This window comes from Bacillus sp. ISL-46, assembly GCF_018613205.1.
On the sequence record NZ_JAGGQR010000108.1, the window covers coordinates 20803 to 38633 of the forward strand.

18 protein-coding genes and 1 pseudogene are annotated in these 17831 nt (G+C 36.7%); 3 read left to right on the plus strand and 16 right to left on the minus strand.

All coding sequences use genetic code 11. The features are described from left to right. Window positions 1–294 precede the first annotated feature (294 nt). The 10 genes and pseudogenes from J7E67_RS30515 to J7E67_RS30560 form a co-directional block, all read right to left on the minus strand. The gene (locus tag J7E67_RS30515) at window positions 295–798 is read right to left on the minus strand and encodes a DinB family protein (RefSeq protein ID WP_214718233.1); all 504 of its coding nucleotides are present in this window, start codon (window positions 796–798) and stop codon (window positions 295–297) included. 98 nt (window positions 799–896) lie between these two features. Beyond that, window positions 897–1424 carry a hypoxanthine phosphoribosyltransferase gene (gene hpt, locus J7E67_RS30520; RefSeq protein WP_214733441.1) on the minus strand — a complete coding sequence of 176 codons (528 nt, stop codon included), beginning with the start codon at window positions 1422–1424 and terminating at the stop codon, window positions 897–899. Window positions 1425–1503: 79 nt separating this feature from the next. Beyond that, window positions 1504–4107, minus strand: a pseudogene (gene adhE / locus J7E67_RS30525) (bifunctional acetaldehyde-CoA/alcohol dehydrogenase). Between the two features lie 160 nt (window positions 4108–4267). Beyond that, window positions 4268–4495 (minus strand): hypothetical protein, encoded by a 228-nt coding sequence (locus J7E67_RS30530; RefSeq protein ID WP_214733442.1) that lies wholly within the window; start codon window positions 4493–4495, stop codon window positions 4268–4270. A gap of 301 nt (window positions 4496–4796) precedes the next feature. After that, window positions 4797–5453, minus strand: coding sequence for a DUF2238 domain-containing protein (locus tag J7E67_RS30535; protein WP_214733443.1), 657 nt, complete (start codon window positions 5451–5453; stop codon window positions 4797–4799). 417 nt (window positions 5454–5870) lie between these two features. Next, window positions 5871–6599: an amino acid ABC transporter ATP-binding protein gene (locus J7E67_RS30540; protein WP_285290739.1), complete on the minus strand. Its 729-nt coding sequence runs from the start codon at window positions 6597–6599 to the stop codon at window positions 5871–5873. After that, the gene (locus J7E67_RS30545) at window positions 6596–7240 is read right to left on the minus strand and encodes an amino acid ABC transporter permease (RefSeq protein ID WP_168244251.1); all 645 of its coding nucleotides are present in this window, start codon (window positions 7238–7240) and stop codon (window positions 6596–6598) included. The genes J7E67_RS30540 and J7E67_RS30545 overlap by 4 nt, the downstream gene beginning before the upstream one ends. A 61-nt stretch (window positions 7241–7301) precedes the next feature. Continuing rightward, on the minus strand, window positions 7302–8072 hold the full coding sequence (locus tag J7E67_RS30550; RefSeq protein ID WP_214718223.1) for a transporter substrate-binding domain-containing protein: 771 nt from the start codon (window positions 8070–8072) through the stop codon (window positions 7302–7304). A gap of 384 nt (window positions 8073–8456) precedes the next feature. Next, on the minus strand, window positions 8457–9647 hold the full coding sequence (locus tag J7E67_RS30555) for a MalY/PatB family protein (protein ID WP_214718221.1): 1191 nt from the start codon (window positions 9645–9647) through the stop codon (window positions 8457–8459). Between the two features lie 198 nt (window positions 9648–9845). Continuing rightward, window positions 9846–10157 carry a MerR family transcriptional regulator gene (locus J7E67_RS30560; RefSeq protein ID WP_088087928.1) on the minus strand — a complete coding sequence of 104 codons (312 nt, stop codon included), beginning with the start codon at window positions 10155–10157 and terminating at the stop codon, window positions 9846–9848. A gap of 480 nt (window positions 10158–10637) precedes the next feature. On the opposite strand from J7E67_RS30560, the gene J7E67_RS30565 reads away from it, so the two are divergent. The 3 genes from J7E67_RS30565 (at window position 10638) to J7E67_RS30575 (ending at window position 13499) form a co-directional block, all read left to right on the plus strand. Then, the gene (locus J7E67_RS30565; protein ID WP_214733444.1) at window positions 10638–11612 is read left to right on the plus strand and encodes a 2-hydroxyacid dehydrogenase; all 975 of its coding nucleotides are present in this window, start codon (window positions 10638–10640) and stop codon (window positions 11610–11612) included. 1 nt (window position 11613) lies between these two features. Next, window positions 11614–12063 carry a YdeI/OmpD-associated family protein gene (locus J7E67_RS30570; protein WP_214733445.1) on the plus strand — a complete coding sequence of 150 codons (450 nt, stop codon included), beginning with the start codon at window positions 11614–11616 and terminating at the stop codon, window positions 12061–12063. Window positions 12064–12362: 299 nt separating this feature from the next. After that, entirely contained in the window at window positions 12363–13499 is a 1137-nt protein-coding gene (locus tag J7E67_RS30575; RefSeq protein ID WP_214733446.1) for a CAP domain-containing protein, read from the plus strand. A gap of 115 nt (window positions 13500–13614) precedes the next feature. Here the strand turns inward: J7E67_RS30575 and J7E67_RS30580 are convergent, their stop codons facing one another. The 6 genes from J7E67_RS30580 to J7E67_RS30605 all read right to left on the minus strand — a co-directional run bounded on the left by J7E67_RS30580 (window position 13615) and on the right by J7E67_RS30605 (window position 17829). Continuing rightward, window positions 13615–14388 (minus strand): NAD-dependent protein deacylase, encoded by a 774-nt coding sequence (locus J7E67_RS30580; RefSeq protein ID WP_214733447.1) that lies wholly within the window; start codon window positions 14386–14388, stop codon window positions 13615–13617. A 442-nt stretch (window positions 14389–14830) separates the two neighbouring features. Next, entirely contained in the window at window positions 14831–15178 is a 348-nt protein-coding gene (locus tag J7E67_RS30585) for a 2Fe-2S iron-sulfur cluster-binding protein (RefSeq protein ID WP_214718211.1), read from the minus strand. Window positions 15179–15362: 184 nt separating this feature from the next. Further along, window positions 15363–16064, minus strand: a complete 702-nt coding sequence (locus J7E67_RS30590) for a GntR family transcriptional regulator (RefSeq protein ID WP_214733448.1) — start codon at window positions 16062–16064, stop codon at window positions 15363–15365. A gap of 44 nt (window positions 16065–16108) precedes the next feature. Continuing rightward, window positions 16109–16639, minus strand: a complete 531-nt coding sequence (locus tag J7E67_RS30595; RefSeq protein ID WP_214718209.1) for a chromate transporter — start codon at window positions 16637–16639, stop codon at window positions 16109–16111. Continuing rightward, on the minus strand, window positions 16636–17265 hold the full coding sequence (locus J7E67_RS30600) for a chromate transporter (protein WP_251027110.1): 630 nt from the start codon (window positions 17263–17265) through the stop codon (window positions 16636–16638). The genes J7E67_RS30595 and J7E67_RS30600 overlap by 4 nt, the downstream gene beginning before the upstream one ends. A gap of 84 nt (window positions 17266–17349) precedes the next feature. Continuing rightward, on the minus strand, window positions 17350–17829 hold the full coding sequence (locus tag J7E67_RS30605; RefSeq protein WP_214718208.1) for a GlcG/HbpS family heme-binding protein: 480 nt from the start codon (window positions 17827–17829) through the stop codon (window positions 17350–17352). Window positions 17830–17831 lie beyond the last annotated feature (2 nt).

Below are 17831 nucleotides of genomic sequence, written 5' to 3' on the forward strand. Positions count from 1 at the left end.
CTTATTGATATTTTACCAAAATAATGGAGGATTTAATATAGAAAGGTGACACTTGATTTAGATTATTTTGTAGAAAAATGTAGAAATATTTTACATAAATGCAAAATTAATAAAATGTGCAGATAAAGTAGTTCTTTTGATATACAACCAACGATATATAAAGAGAAACACGTTAATAGGATAGCAATATCAAATATATATTAGTTTGCTAGCACTATGATACATCGTACTAGCACGTTAGGCATAAAAATAGCACACCTTTGTTAGGTGTGCATGAGAGTCTAGTATGTACATTTATAGTGCTGGAGCTTCCATCCCCATTTGACTCCATTCGTTTCTTGATGGGCCATACACTCCAGGGACATTTAATCCAGCTTGGCGCATTAAGACTGTCATTTGTCCGCGGTGATGAATGATGTGTTTGATTAAAAGAGAAAGTGTTACTGCTTTTTGCATATCCATCCCGAAGACATTTTTCATTTCTTTTAAGGATGCATCTGTCCACTGCTTCTTGACAGCGTCTATAGTGTCTTCATTAACCTTGCGAAAGGTGTCCGCTATTTCTTTTGCCGAGGACGGAACCGTACTTGAGTTTTCAACATTTTCAACCGTAACTCCGAACTCGTTAAGCATTTCAGGTGTACTCGTTACGACATGCCATGCGATTCTCCCTAACGTACGATCATCTGGGGACACCGCTTGTTGAAGTGAACCATCTGTCAGAGCATCCAAAACCTTTTGCGTAGAAGCCGCTTCTTGATTCCAATCCTCAATAAATTCCGATATTGAAGTATACATTATTCATTCCTCCATCATTCAACAGTTTTACAGTAAAAAGTATATCATTGATTAATTCGATAGCAAAATTTCCCACACCAAAAAAGTTTTCCGAATCCCTAACACTCCTCAACAGTGAAGATATGAGGTAAATTTCTATACTTTTGGGCATAGTCAATCCCATAGCCGACAATGAACTCATCTGGGATTACAAAGCCAACATAATCCACAGGTAACTCGACTTTTCTTCTTTCGGGCTTGTCTAACAATGTACAAATTTTAATTTGCTTTGGCTTGTGTGATTTTAAATGACCTCGTAAGAATTGTAATGTCAGGCCGCTGTCGATAATATCTTCAACCACGAGGACATTCTGATTGGTAATATTCTCATCAAGATCCTTCAATAACCTTACTTTCCCTGTTGACTCGGTTTCATCTCCATAGCTGGAAACCGAGATGAAATCAATTTTTATTTCCCCCTTCATCTCACGAATCAAATCTGCAGCAAAAACAAACGACCCCTTCAGGACAAAGATGAGGATAATTGCTTCATTATTAAAATCACTTTCAATTTGCTCGGCTAATTGTTTCACTCTGTCTTTAATCTCTGTCTCGGAAATCATCACATCTTTAATTCTGTACCCCACAAAATACACCCTCTTCTTAAAAAATAAAATGCCAATACGAAAAACCAATTAGTTTGATTTTTCGTATTGGCAATGATTATTATACCCCTTTATAGGCTTGGCGGTAAATTTCAGCCAATTCTGTTACTAATGGAAGCTTAGGGTTTGCAGTGGTACATTGGTCTTCGAAGGCCCGGTCTGCTAAATAGTCAACCTTGCTTTCAAACTCGATTTTATTTATATTATTTGCTTCAAGGCTCATTGGAACTTCAAGTTCCTTCGCCAATTTAATAATGGCTTGAACGAGGCTCTCTACACCTTCCTCATTAGTACTAGCAGGTAAACCTAGTATTCTAGCAATTTCAGCATATCGTTTGTCAGCTTTGAAATGATCATACTTCGGAAAGGCTGTGAATTTCTTCGGTTTAGTCGCATTATAGCGAATCACATGCGGCATAAGCACAGCATTTGCTCGTCCGTGTGCGATATGGAATTCCGCTCCCAGCTTATGTGCAAGACTATGATTAATGCCTAAGAATGCATTTGCAAAGGCCATGCCGGCAATGGTTGAAGCATTATGGACCTTTTCGCGCGCTTCTTCATCCTGACCGTTTTTGTAGGCTCTAGGCAGGTATTCAAATACAAGCTGGATTGCTTTTATTGCAAGGCCATCCGTGAAATCATTGGCCATACAGGATACAAATGCTTCAATCGCATGTGTCAACACGTCCAATCCCGTATCAGCAGTAATATGTTTAGGTACCGTCATCACAAACTGCGGATCGATAATTGCTACGTCAGGAGTCAATTCATAATCAGCAAGCGGATATTTAATATTGGCCTCTTTATCCGTAATAACCGAGAATGAGGTTACCTCAGAGCCCTTCCAGAAGTGGTAGGAATGGCCACAAATTGTGCCCTTTGGCCGAGATTCGGATATTTAACAATTCGTTTTCGAATATCTAAGAATTTTTGTTTTAGACCAAAGAATTCTGTATCTGGATGTTCGTAGAATAACCACATTCCTTTGGCCGCATCCATGGCAGAACCGCCGCCAAGCGCAATGATAACATCTGGCGGGAAGTTAGCCATCATTTCTGCACCTTTCATCACTGTTTCAATCGATGGGTCTGGTTCAACCTCTGAGAAAATTTCGCAGTGAACATAATCTTGACGCTTTCTTAAATAGTAAAGGACTTTATCCACATATCCTAATTTCACCATTCCAGGGTCGGTGACAATAAATGCTTTCGAAATTTTCGGCATTTTGGCAAGATATTGAGTTGAATTTTTCTCGAAATAAATTTTAGATGGAACTTTAAACCATTGCATATTAATATTCCTTTTCGCCACTTTTTTAATATTAATTAAGTGAATAGTACCCACATTTGTAGAGACAGAATTCCCACCATACGTTCCACATCCGAGGGTTAAGGACGGCATATAGGCATTGTAGATATCACCGATCGCACCTTGTGATGATGGAGCATTGACAATAATGCGTCCCGCTCTCATACGCAGTCCAAACTTCTTAATCACTGTTTGATCAGTGGTATGAATAACAGCTGAATGACCTAGCCCGCCGAACTCCAGCATTTCTTCGGCCCGTTTTAATCCTTCCTCAATACCACTTACCTTGTAACAAGCAAGCACTGGGCTCAATTTTTCCCTTTGAAAGTGGGTATCCTGGTCCGACACCTTTTAATTCTGCGATAAGGATCTTTGTATCATCAGGAACCTTTACTCCTGCTAACTGTGCAATCTTTGAAGCAGCCATCCAAACAATTACTGGATTAACAGCACAGGATTGCTCATTAATAACTAATTTATCAACCTTCGCTTTTTCTTCTTCATTTAAAAAATAACAATTATTTGCTATCATTTCTTGTTTTACAACGTCGTATATTTCTTTATCAATAATGACTGCCTGTTCGGAAGCGCAAATCATTCCATTATCAAACGTTTTTGATAAAATTAAGTCATTAACTGCCTGATGAAGATTGGCTGTTTTTTCAATATAACAAGGGACATTTCCTGGCCCAACTCCGAGTGCTGGCTTACCTGAACTGTAAGCAGATTTAACCATCCCCGCACCGCCAGTGGCAAGAATTAATGATATTTTTGAGTGGTTCATTAAGGCTTGTGTTGCTTCAAGCGACGGTGTTTCAATCCATTGAATGCAATTTTCTGGCGCACCCGCCTTGATTGCTGCATTTCTGAGCACCCTTGCCGCTTCACTGCTGCATTTCTGTGCCGATGGATGGAAGGCAAAAATAATTGGATTTCTGGTTTTAATTGAAATGAGTGCTTTAAACATGGTGGTCGATGTTGGATTGGTTACAGGTGTAACTCCAGCAATAACCCCAACCGGTTCCGCAATTTCAATCATTCCTTCATGTTCATTTTCGTTAATGATACCAACGGTTTTATCATACTTGATATTATGATAGACATATTCAGTAGCAAACATGTTTTTGATGATTTTATCTTCGTACACGCCTCTTCCTGTTTCTTCAACGGCTAGCTTTGCAAGTGGCATATGCTGATCAAGACCAGCCAAGGCCATTTCTTTAACAACATTATTAATCATTTCTTGGTCGAAGCTTCGGAATTCTTTCAATGCTTTTAGACCGTTTTCCACCAAAACATTAACTATTTTTGTTACGGTTTGCTTTTCTTTAACTGCATTTTCTACTACTGCCATCGTAATACCTCCATTTGATTAAGTGTTTGTGAAGTTTTTCGCAAGTATTTTTAAAAAATAATACACAATCAAGCTGGTATTTTCTCTGAATGTCATGAATCGTAATGTTTGTGAAAAATTTCACATTTTTGATTAAAAATAATAACACTCTACTTGATTTTTACTCACAAACTGGATTGCGTGGAATCTTTTCAAATAAAATGTCAGTTAGAACCTTCGAATACTTTTTAACAATAACCACGTAATTTACGGTCCAGATATAGGCGGGGATTTCTTCATTTTCTTTAAAATACATTGCCTCAAATTCATCCTCAACTGCTTCTTCAAATACTTCTAGGGTATAAGTTTCAGAATCTGTAGAGAAGGTTTTCCATTCACATACCATCATGTCTTATCACTCCTTGATTGTTTATGGATTTATCATAACATGTATTTTGAATAACGGTTTGTGAAGTGTTGAACAAAGTGTGAATTGTGATTAATTTCACTAAAAATAGTACTATATCCTTAGATATCAATGGTTATGAATGATAATTTTGGCATGTATTTGGTGAAATACTATATTATCTGAAAACGGTTACATCCATTTTATTATATCGGAATAATATTAAATAAATGAAGTTATCGATTGTATATGTACGGTTATTGAAAACGAACAGTTAGTGACTGTAACATTATTTGAAAGAGGGTTACGGTCTGATCCCTCTTTCTTTCTTATATTTCATTCCCTTAATTTTTTCTAATAGTCTGTTATGTACTTTTGATAAGATGAGTAACGCGAGGATAGAACCAATAAAGGTTAACAACATATCCCACTGTGCGTCCCAAATATCACCTTGTGCTCCTAAAAACTCAGTGGAAGTCTTTCTGTTCTTTGTTAATTTAGTCGATAACCATTCGATAATTTCATACATAGCTCCAATTGCGAGTGAAAAACTTAATATCACAGAAATTAACCAAGGACCTTTTTTAGTCACTCTTTTTCGGATTAATATTTCTCTTATTACAATGGCAAACAATCCTTTTAAGAAATGCCCAAAGCGATCATAGTGGTTTCGGTTTAATTCAAAATAATCTTTTATCCAAGTAAAAAGTGGAACCTTTGCGTAAGTATAATGACCACCAATGAAGGTAAGAATCGAAAGAATGGCAATTATGATATAGGATAGCGTAGTAAGACGAAACTTATTATAGGTAATAAGTACAATCATACATATCACAATGGCAGGAAGTACTTCCATCGCCCATATTAAATATCCTGCTGGCTTATAGGTTGACCAAATAAAAACGGCAATTACAAACAAGATAAGTAGTACATGAAAGTAAGCACTTTTATCTCTTATCACTTAACTCACTCCTAATGATATTACAGTTGTAAAGTTAAAAACTAACTAACTTGCTCTCCGGTGCAAAGGTAAAAGATAACTGTTATAGGTTGTCCATCCATTCTTTTATTAAACAACATAGCTTTTTAAATTTCTGTTCAAAATGAATATCAAAAGCGGTAGGTTTTAAATCAATGGAGTTATCTAGGAGTAGAACGAAATAGGAATATATAAATTGAAGGTGTTTTTCTAACATCACTGGTATCCTCTCCAATAAGGACCACTAATATAGTAAATAAAAAAAGCCATCAAATACTAGATTCGTTCTTACTCTAGTATTTAATGGCTTATATATGCTACGCCTCAATTTAAAAAAATGTATTAACAGGTAATTTGCAAACATGTTTTCCTTATTCAAGTAGGAAACCATGTTATAGTTTAAAGTACCTTGCTTAAAAACGCCTTGGTTCTTTCATGCTGAGGGTTACTGAATAACTCATTCGGTTCATTTTCTTCAACAATGTAGCCTCCGTCCATGAAGATGACCCGATCGCCGACTTCCCTGGCAAAGCCCATTTCATGAGTAACAACAACCATTGTCATACCTTCTAGTGCCAGCTGTTTCATTACTTCTAAAACATCACCAACCATTTCAGGGTCAAGTGCGGATGTCGGCTCGTCAAATAGCATAATTTTTGGATTCATGGCGAGTGCCCTTGCAATCGCAACCCGTTGTTTTTGCCCCCCAGATAGTTCCCCTGGAAAGCTATTGGCTTTTTCTCTTAGACCCACTTTATCTAATAGATCAAATGCCAATTTTTCAGCAGCTGCTTTATCTATAGAGTGAATTTTAATAGGTCCCATGGTGATGTTCTCTAATACACTTTTATGAGGAAACAGATTAAATTGCTGAAACACCATTCCTACTTCTTGTCTTACTTTGTTAATATTGATTTTTGGGTCTGTTATATCCTGTCCGTTTATGACTACCTCTCCGCCTGAAATGTCTTCAAGGCGATTTAAGCATCGAAGGAACGTACTTTTACCTGAGCCAGATGGACCAATAACACAAACTACCTCTTTTTCTTTAACTTCTGCATTGATATCTTTTAATACCTCAACATTACCGAACGATTTTCGTAAGTTTTTAACTGTGATCATGCTCATCTAAGTTGAATCCTCCTTTCGATGAAATTAGCAAGCATGGTTAATAAATAAATAATAATAAAGTAAATGATACCTACAGCCAGCCAAATCTTAAATGCTTCGAAGGTGGCAGAAGCTTGAATTTGTCCTTGCTGTGTTAAATCTGCAATCCCAATTACAGATAAAAGTGACGTATCCTTTAAACTGATAATGGATTGGTTTGTAATCGTAGGAAGCATTCTTCTAAAGGCCTGAGGAAGCACCACATATCGCATGGTTTGTGCGCCTGTAAAACCGATCGATCTTGCTGCTTCTGTTTGTCCTTTATCAATTGATTGAATTCCCGCTCTGATAATCTCAGCAAAATATGCACCCGCATTAATGGCAACAGTGATGATCCCAGCAGTAGTGCTATTTAGGGACACCACTTGTAGAGAATTTACACCGAAATAAATAAAAAACAATTGCACAATAAATGGTGTTCCACGAATGGCATCAACATAAACCTTAGCAATCCAGTTCAAAATCTTGATCGGAGCTAAACGAAATAACGCTATTACTAAACCAATTAAAAAACCTAGAATAATGGCGATTACAAATATATATATGGTCACTTGAAGACCTTTTAATAACATTGGCAGTGCTGCAGAAATAATATCCATCCTGTTCATCCCCTTTCAAAAAGAAAGCGCGCATTAAGCGCGCTTAATCATTTCGTATCCTCTATTCACCTAGATACGTTTTAATAATTTTATCATACGTACCATCTTTCTTTAACTCAGCAAGACCATTGTTAATTTTTTTCAAAAGATCTGCGTTTTGTCCTTTTAGAACAGCAATTCCATATTGATCTCCATTTAAGCGATCACCAACGATTTTTAATCCAAGGTCTTTTTGAGCAATTGCATAAGAAATTACAGGATAATCTTCAATAAGTGCATCTGCATTTCCGTTAGATACTTCTTGGAACATGGCAGGACTATCATTAAATTGAACAACAGTAATTCCTAATTTTGCAGCATTATCTTGTGCATATTTTGCACCGGTTGTACCTTTTTTAACAGCAATTTTTTTGCCTTTAAGATTTTCGACTGATTTAATACTTGTATTATCTTTTTTAACAACGACTGTTAAGCCTGCATCAAAATATGGTGTTGAGAAATCTACTACCTTTTTTCTTTCATCCGTAATGCTCATTCCTGCAATGGCCACATCTAGCTGATTTGCTTGCATTGCTGGGATGATACCACCGAAATCCATTGGAGAAAGTTCGATTTTAAAGTCTTGGTTTTTCGCAATTGCATTGATTAACTCAATATCAATTCCCTTATAATCGTTTCCTTCTTTAAATTCAAACGGCGGATAAGTTGTATCAACACCAACTTTATATACTTTTCCACCTTTTTCTTGCTCGTCTGCTGTGTCTTTGCTTCCACAAGCAGCGATAAAGATTGAAAGGATTAATAACAAACTTAATAGACCTAACTTTTTCATTTCATTCTCCCCTTAATTTTCAGATTGTTCTCACTTGCTGAATATAGCAAATTTACTTATTTAATATATCACATATAGTTAACAGAAAAAAGGGATTAAACTATATGAATATACAAAAAAATTTAATAATACACATAATATAATAATATTGATGTTTATGATTTATTGAAATAATAGAGATTTGGATTAAAAAATCAATATTATTAATACTTTTATTTTATCCATACTTTAAGAATGCATTCATTAAAGGAAAAATTTACTTTTCGTTTTTTAATCAATTTATATTTCAATATTAAATATCCTAAACTTTACCTCACTCTTTATCCACAAGACAAAACCACTTGGAATATAGATACCAAGTGGTTTTAGTTATAATTTCACCTATTAATTGACATCCTCGAATTCTCTTGCAATCCTTTCAAACGCTTCCTGGATTAATGGACGAGGGGACGGGATACAAATTCTTTGCCATTGTAACCCTTCTTTACCAAACATCTTCCCATCTTCCAGTAGAACATTTGCTTTATTATAAATCCGATTGTGGACTTCTTCTGGAGTTAGTCCATACTCACTAAAATCCAGCCACATGATATAGGTTCCCTCTGGGATTCTTACCTTAACTTTCGGCATTTTCGCCGCTAAGAATTGGACTGCCCATTCCATTGTCCCATCGATATATTCCTTTAATTGTTCTAACCAATCTTCGCCCTCATTGTATACGGCGATCAGTGCAGAAACGGTAAAAGGTGAGGGTAAATGCATCCCCATAACAGTATTAAAGGTTTTTCTAAGTTCAGGATTTGAGATGATTACATTTGTACAATGAAGCCCAGCAACATTGAATGTTTTATTGATGGCAGTAAAAGTAATAATACGATCACTATGGTCGCTAGCTTTTGCAATCGGAATAAATGTTTGATTACGTCGTACTAAATCTCCATGAATTTCGTCAGCAACGATAAGGACATCATTTTTCGCACAAATATCGGCTAATTTCCTTAGTTCTTCCCTAGTAAACACTCTGCCGGTTGGATTATGGGGGTTACATAGGATGAACATTTTCGTCGTTTCTTCTTTTGCCTTCGCTTCAAAATCCTCGAAATCGATTTGATAATAGCCTTCGCTATTCGCTTTAAGTGCATTATTCCGAACTTTTCGTCCGTTGGCTTCAATTGCCGAAGTAAACGGAGGATAAACCGGTCGTTGGATAATGATGCCATCTCCTGGATTGGATAATGCTTTAACAGCAACATTTAAAGCATGAACGGTTCCTGGGCTAAAGCTAATTTCTTCCTGCGGAATATCCCAATCATGTCTCTTTTTAAACCAATGCTGGATGGCTTCAAAATACTCTTTTGGAAAGATGGTATATCCGAAAATCCGGTGATCGACCGTCTTATGTAAGGCATCTACTAACGGCTGAGGCACTGGTAAATCCATATCAGCTGTAAACAACGGAATCGTCTCATCGTCATATCGTTCCGTCAGACCAATCTGTTTAATTAAATCCCCGCCATCCCATTTGATTGAATAGGTTCCTCTTCGGTTGACAATTTCATCAAAATTATATTTCATTTACATCCACCTTTCATTTTTCATTCCTGCGAATGATTCACATGTAAAAATTTATTGATTACTCCAATTATAACGATTAATAGAAATGATTAAAAATTTGGAAAGCTAAATTTTTCAAAAATGTCGGCGATGACACTAAAAAAAAGAGCAGGCCCAGTATATGAACCTCGCTCTTTATGTTAATCTTCCAAAACCTCGTTATTTTATTGGTCCGTTCCGATTAAAATGGGAATTGATTTGACCTATAATCATCTTATGTTTTTCCCGTTTCGCTAAATCCCTGCGAATTTCAAGTGTTTGTACTCCTTCTTCTATTTTTTCCGCAATTTCAATCAGTCTTTCAATATCCGCAAATGAATACTTACGGGTCCCATTTGGGGTCCTATCTGGAAAAATTAGCTTCCGCGTTTCATAATAATGAATTTGTCTGCTTGAAAGACCTGTTAATTCTGTCACAATTCCTATGGTGATAACCTTTTGATCACGATAGGATGGATTTTCGTTTCCCAAGATACCACCTCCTATTTTGTTTTAGTTTATTTGAAAAAATATGAATTTTAAAACAATTATCATGTTATATATTCTAACATAAGATGTAATATACTGAAACAAGAAATTCCTTTCTTACAAAAATTTCATTTTCAAGCTAACGCTACTATTATCTAAAAAAAGATTTAGTCTAAAAATGTAAGCGAATTCAACATTGCACTTATTTAACACGGTAAAATCGTATAAATTTAGATTTGATAATTATGAGTAGATTATTAAATATTTTGGTGAACGCTTACACAAATAATACCTTTTTGATATACTAATATAATCTTGATTCATCAAAAAAATTGAAAACTTTCAACTGACTTGTCGTGATTCCCATGGTTTTTTTATCAATTTTCGATTCCAATTATTTTCTGAATTGTTGACTCTTTAAAAATTCAATGTCACTTTAAAAATATATTCTTACTTACAGCTACAAAAGGAGAACTCATAACGATGAAAAGAAAAATACTTGCCTATAATTTTGAATTCTCTGAAACCCTGGTTCGTTTAAGAGATAATTTTGACGTTGCAATTTTTGAAAGAATAAATCCCAAAACAGACCCGGCTTTTTTACAGGCTCTTAAGCAAGCTGTGGGTATTGTCGGTCTTGCCCTTCCAGTCGACAAAGAATTACTGGATCTTGCCCCAAATTTAAAAATTGTATCTAATAACTCAACTGGATTTAATAACCTTTCCATTGATGAGATGACAAAACACGGTGTTATGGGAACAAATACACCCGGTGTACTTGAAGATACTACCGCTGATGCGATTTTCGGGATTCTTCTTGCGGCGGCTAGACGTATCCCTGAATTGGACCAGTTCGTGAAGGTCGGAAATTGGAAGCAGCATTTAACTAGAAATGAATATGCCATTGATGTTCATCATAAAACCTTAGGAATTATTGGGATGGGAAAAATCGGGTCATTAATTGCGAAACGCGGGCATTTAGGCTTTGATATGAATATCCTGTACCATAATCGCACTCGCAATCTGGAGGCTGAGGAAAAATATCACGCTGTCTACACAGAGCTTGACCGCTTACTTATGGAAAGTGATTTTGTTTGTTTAATGACACCGCTCACACCTGAAACAGAAAATTTAATGGGTGCACGGGAATTTAAACTGATGAAAAAGTCAGCTATTTTCGTGAATGGTTCCCGCGGAAAAACAGTCGATGAAAAGGCACTAATTGAAGCATTAACAACGAAGGAGATTCACGGAGCGGCATTAGACGTATTCCAAAGCGAGCCAGTCAATGCGGACCATCCGCTTCTCCAATTTCCAAATGTGGTGACAACCCCGCATATTGGGTCTTCTACTTTCGAAACAGAATTTAAAATGGCCAAGCTTGCGGTAGAGAATTTACTAGCAGGACTAACGGGAAAACGCCCAAGGAACCTGATTAATCCCGAAGTACTGAATTAATATGTACTTTGCCTATCCAAAGAAGAATAATCCAAAATATAAAGAATACATTGAACGCGACAGCTTGTTAAACGTATTTGCTATGGATGATGAGGGATATACGCTTGACAGTGATATAAAGTTTTCTAGAATGGTCAGTCTAAACGATGTTTTTACAGTGGTGGGCTTAAAGTCTGCCCCAAAAAAGACAAAAAAGGCTGACAGCAGTAAATCTAGCCAATGTGTGGATGACTATATTATCCATGTGAATGAAATTAAACAGTACTTAAACAAAAATGAGGATCTATTGGGAGCCTATAGTCAATTAACTTTTGGATATCAAAAGGATTGGGCCCGTTATGTCTATAGTGCGAAAAGAAAAGAAACTCAAGATAAGCGTTTGTTAGAAATGGAGACGGTTCTTGGAGAAGGTTATAAATCAATGGAATTATATCGAAGGAAGCAGAAATAGTCAGTGGATGTAATTTCAAATGATCCCGTCTATCTAATTAGATAGTCGAGATTTTTTTATTAAGAGGGCAAGAGCAAATTTTATCACAAGTAAGCAGAAGGGTGTCTAAATTTTTTATACAATCAGCTCCTATCAGTTCTATTCCCCACTTTCTTCCTATATTACTTATTAATACCATCCAAATATTATGACATAGCCATCATTTTTCTAAAAAAACCTAAATATCATTCCCTCCAAGCATATTACTTATACATTTTATCTAGATTGGGTACAATTCTAATAGAAATGGAGGAAATATCATGGTTCGTTTACTTGCGATTATCTCATTTATACTTTTATTTTATTTTTCATTGCCAGTTATTGATAAACAGATGGGGAAAAACGATATAGAAAAAAAGATTGATTCTGTTCAATCTGAAATGAATATAAAAGATAGCTCAGCAGTATTAGAAACACTTAATAGTTTTTATGAAAAGGTTCAACAATTAGTTGGGCAGCTTGGCTTTCAGGCAGGAGAAAATCCTCTCACTAAACAACAGCCCCAACCACAAAAAGAAAAAGTAGAATTAAATATCCCTACGAACCAAGTATTTTCAGTAAATAATATTGAACTCGGTAATCTAAAAGAAGATATTGATCATAATTTAGGCAAGGCAAATCGGTCATCTCTTAATGAATATGGGACGAATTGGTATGCCTATCACGAAGATTACCACGATTTTTTTATGGTCATGTATGATGAAAACAACAAAGCGGCAGGATTATATACAAACCAAGATTTGATTGCATCCACTAAAGGAATCAAACTCGGAAGTTCCAAGATAGATGTTCGCGCAAAACTAGGTGAACCGATCACCAACATCCAAAAAGGATTGACAGTTTATCAATTACAGGAAAATAGTGACTATGATGTGTTCTTGCTTGAGGGAACTTACGTAACCATCTTTTATGATAAACATGAAAATAATACGGTAACTGCGATACAACTAATCAGTAAGGACTTTGAGCAAAAGAAAACAGGCTTTTACACCAAAGCCAATTCAGCGTTAAAAGAAGGCTTTGAATATCAATTATTCGATTTGACCAATGCTGCACGGGTCAATCATCAGCTTACAGTTCTAACATGGGATGAGCATGTTAGAGGAACAGCCCGTAAACATAGCACCGATATGGCGGTCCATCAGTATTTCGATCACACCAATCTGAAAGGACAATCACCGTTTGACCGGATGAAAGAGGATGATATCAGTTTTCATATGGCTGGGGAAAACCTTGCCTATGGGCAATTTAGCAGCATCTTCGCCCATGAAGGTTTAATGAACTCCCTCGGACATCGTGAAAATATTTTGCGGGAGGGTTACGAGTTTTTAGGGGTGGGAGTAGCTTTTAATGACGAATCGCAGCCCTACTATACAGAAAACTTTTTTGCGAAGTAATACGGCCAAGGGGTTATTATTCAGAACACTAAAAAATCCACAAAACCCCATGTTTTGTGAATTTTACTTTTACGATGGAAAAACGAGGAACATCTTATAAAGTTATTGTACGGTTTCAGTTTCCTACTTTTTGATCCAATAAGGTCAAGGTTTTCCCGATAGACTCTTGAATAACATATGTATTCCTTTCAGTATCATAAGGGGTTTCTCCTATATTAATAATAATTAGTGGAATGCCTTTCCTTCTGTATTGGGGGAAAGTGGAGAATGGCGTTACTTTAAGACTCGTTCCTAATACCAACACACAATCCGCCACATCTATCATATGTAAAATCGCATCAAATCCCTCCACAGTAAACCACTTGCCTGTATCACCGAACAAAACGACATCCGGTTTTATAAAACGTTCTCTTTTATCGCTGGTATCACAATGGTCACAGATATAGAATTCATCGATGGTATCGAGACGATTTTCCATCTCTTCTGTCGAATAGCTTTTACCGCAATGCAAGCAAGTTGCTGTTTTTATGGTTCCATGGAATTCTATGACTTTCTTACTGCCCGCTTTTTGATGAAGTCCATCAATATTTTGGGTAATGATATGAGAAACCTTCCCATCTTTTTCCCACTTCGCCAAAATCCTGTGCCCTAAATTCGGCACAGCATCCGGATGGTAAAGATTTTCGAATGCAAATTGATAAAACTCCCTTGGATTTCGATAAAAATAATCCAAGGAAAGGATATATTCCGGCGCAAGTTGATAAACCCCAGACCTTGAACGAAAGTCTTTTATGCCAGATTCTGTACTAATCCCCGCTCCAGTTAGCACAACGATGTTTTTTGCATTTTTAATGACGCTTGTACAGGTTTCAATCAGTTTGTTTTCCATCGATTCCTTCTCCTTTAAATACGCTGTTAGGGCAACAATAATACTACTTAGTTTATAGGAAAAAACCAATTCCTAGTCACATGTCAAGTATAGTATTTACAAATCAGGATTTATATCATAAAAAAACTGCCCCAAGTTAAACTAATGGGACAGCCTTTATAAATGGTGCCTGTCCCTCACTACTTTACAACTTAAAGCACTCGAGGTAGGCCATAATAGATGCTATGCAAATGCACGTAATTTTTTATTTTTTTTCAAATGCAAAGGTTTATGAGTGTAATAGATTTTTGCTAGTGCATGATTATCACAAAGTGAACATTTAATTTGATAAGAAGCTTTGCTAATATGGGGAGTTTCTAAGAAGGATAATATTTCTTTCATATGTTTATCACAGGCCCACATGATCTCACCCCGAATTCATATTTTTCTTTAACTAAGCTTACTAAATGGTAGAGACTTCTTTCTGGAGTTTATCAGGCTTTCTTTTCTTCACTACTTCTGTGAATGCATCATCCCAAGAAATTGAAATATCTCCGTTTGTCACAAATGTTTGACACCCAAGGCGATACCCTTCATTTAACCACTCTTCACCTAATTTTCTTCTTTCCTGTACCTTAACTTTATCTAGGAATTCAGCGCCGTCCTCCGCCTTAAATACGCAGCTGCCGCAAATTCCTCCGCCACATCGGTTTGGGAGTTCTCCATCGTAACGAAGGGACATCCTCAAAATATTCGAATCCTCTGGTACCTCTAATTGTTTATTGCTGTTAATGAAATTTATTTTTGGCATGCCTCGTATCCTCCCTAAAATTAATCTTCTTGGTATACAATATACCATATTTATAATTTTCAGACAATACAAATTTTTTAAATCTTTTCATTTTAAAAAAAGATAAATATAAAACCACATCGAGTAGACGGTGTGGTCATTTATATAGAGGATATCTCGCTACGAGAACTTTCATTGGTATTTTTCAAGTGGACATCAATTTTTCTTTTTTATACAGCTTTTCTTTAAAATTTTCAATATAAGTGATATACGCTTTTTTCGAGTTTTCAATATGAATTCTCATTAAATACTCTGCCATTTCCGCTTCTTTATCACGCAAAGCTTTCATAATATCAATATGTTCCCTTAGTGATTCTTTTCTTCTGCCTGGTGTCTCATATCCCATATTTGCAGCCATATGTATATAGTCAATCAGACCAGAGAGAATCTCAAACAATTTGGGGCTTTTCGATGCCTTATTAATCAGACGATTCATTTGTATATGTTCAAGATTAAAGTTTTCTTCGGCTTGATCTCTTAACAACATCAGTTCTTCGATCTTTTGATCCAATTCTAGTTGCGTTTCTCTATCCATCCGCCCCGCAGCTAATTTAACGGCCAAAACTTCTAAAGAGGCAAGAATTGTAAATACCTCGATGACTTCACTCTCGGAAATATTGGAGACGACGACACCTTTTCGGGGAACCGTTTTTACAAAGCCTTGGGATTCCAATCGGAACAAAGCCTCCCGAATCGGTGTCCGGCTGATGCCTAATTTCCCGGCAAGTTCTCTTTCAATTAAACGCTCGCCCGCTTTTAATTCTCCCTCCAAAATCATTTCCTTTAAATAAATATATGCATGCTCTCGAATCGATAAAAGATTGTTTTCCTCCCATCTTATGTCCATAAATTCCACCCGCTTATTTTATTATTATTTTCTAACATTCATTTTTACGAAAGAAAAACTCCACCATAGATCAAGCAGCAAACAATTAACAGGGATGGATGCATTTTTACTCTAATCAATGCAAAATAACTAACCACAGCCAAAAAGACTAAATGAAAAACACCACTATTCTCATAAGCTGTTAAAAAGAATTGATAGGCCATCACAGCAAGTAAAATCGCAATAATCGGCTGCACAGACTTTGTCATAAGCGCTACTTTTGGAGAACCTTTAAATAGATTCACAAACTTAAATAACAAAATGACAGCAAGAGCGGAAGGAAGAATCGTAGCAATAAGCGCTATAATCGCACCAAGAATCCCCCCCACTTCATAACCAATATAACCGCCCATTTTGGTGGCAATCGGTCCTGGCAAGGCATTCCCAATCGCCAATACATCCCCAAACTCGGATAAACTCATCCAATGGTAATTGTTGACCACTTCATTTTGTATTAATGGAATGGTTGCAGGGCCGCCGCCGTATCCCAATAAATTAGCAATAAAAAACGCCCAAAAGATATGCAAATAGATCATGAACTTTTTTCCTTTCTCTGAAGAAGCAACTCAGCTGAAGCTTTTGCCGCTTTTTCTTTTCGATCCGCAATGAAATAGGCAGTGATGAGAAATACCGCAATCAAGATGCCGGGATGCCAATTAAGAAACTGGACAAATATTAAAGAAACGACCGATAGTGAGAGCATAATCGGAAAACCTAATCCTTTACGGCCATTTTGGAAAAAACGATAGGCCATCTCCAAGAGCATAAATCCGATCACAGGTGTAACCCCTTGAACCATCCCACTGACAATTGGTGATTCTTTAAACCTATAAAGCACACCCAATAAAGCGATCATGGCAATAATTGATGGTAAAATGTGAGTAAGAATAGCCACGGTCGCACCTAAATACCCCTTCACTTTATAACCAATATACGCCGCCATTTTGGTGGCAATCGGTCCTGGCAAGGTATTGGCTAATGCCAGGATTTCGACAAATTCCTGTTCGTTCATCCATTTGTATTTTTTAACAGCTTCAAATTCAATCAGCGGTATCGTCGAGGGTCCGCCCCCATAACCGGTCACACCGGTGCGGGCAAATCCAATAGCTAACTCAACATATGCTTTCAGTTGACTCTCCCCCTTTTTATACCAATATAACATTCTGTCGCATATTTTAATAGAACCGAAGATTAAGATAGACCCCATTCTGCTAAAACAAATGCTTTGAATGAGGTCCTGTTATTATTATTTTTTTATATCGGCTTCCGTAATTACTTCCAGCCCATCACTTTCAAGATAACTTTGCAATGCTTGCAGGGCGGCAGTACCCACAGCCGTGTCTTGCTCGCCGTTTCCGCCACTTACACCAATTCCACCTACCACGTCACCATTGACAACAATTGGGAATCCACCAACAAAAATAGCGAATTTCCCTGGAAGCATCTGTTGAATTCCAAAGGCTTCATTTCCAGGAAGTGCAGGTCCATTCGGCTCCTTGTTAAATAAATGGGTAGAGCGTTTATGGCCAGCAGCTGTATACGCTTTAGCAATCGAGATTTCAGGTCCCGTGATGCGCGCTCCATTCATACGTTCAAGCGCTAGCAGGTTGCCTCCATCATCGACAATAGCGATGGTTTCTAGAACATTGATCTCTTCTGATTTTTTCTTAGCTGCCTCAATCATTAACTTTGCTTCTTCTAGTTCTAATTTCAACACAGATTTCATGG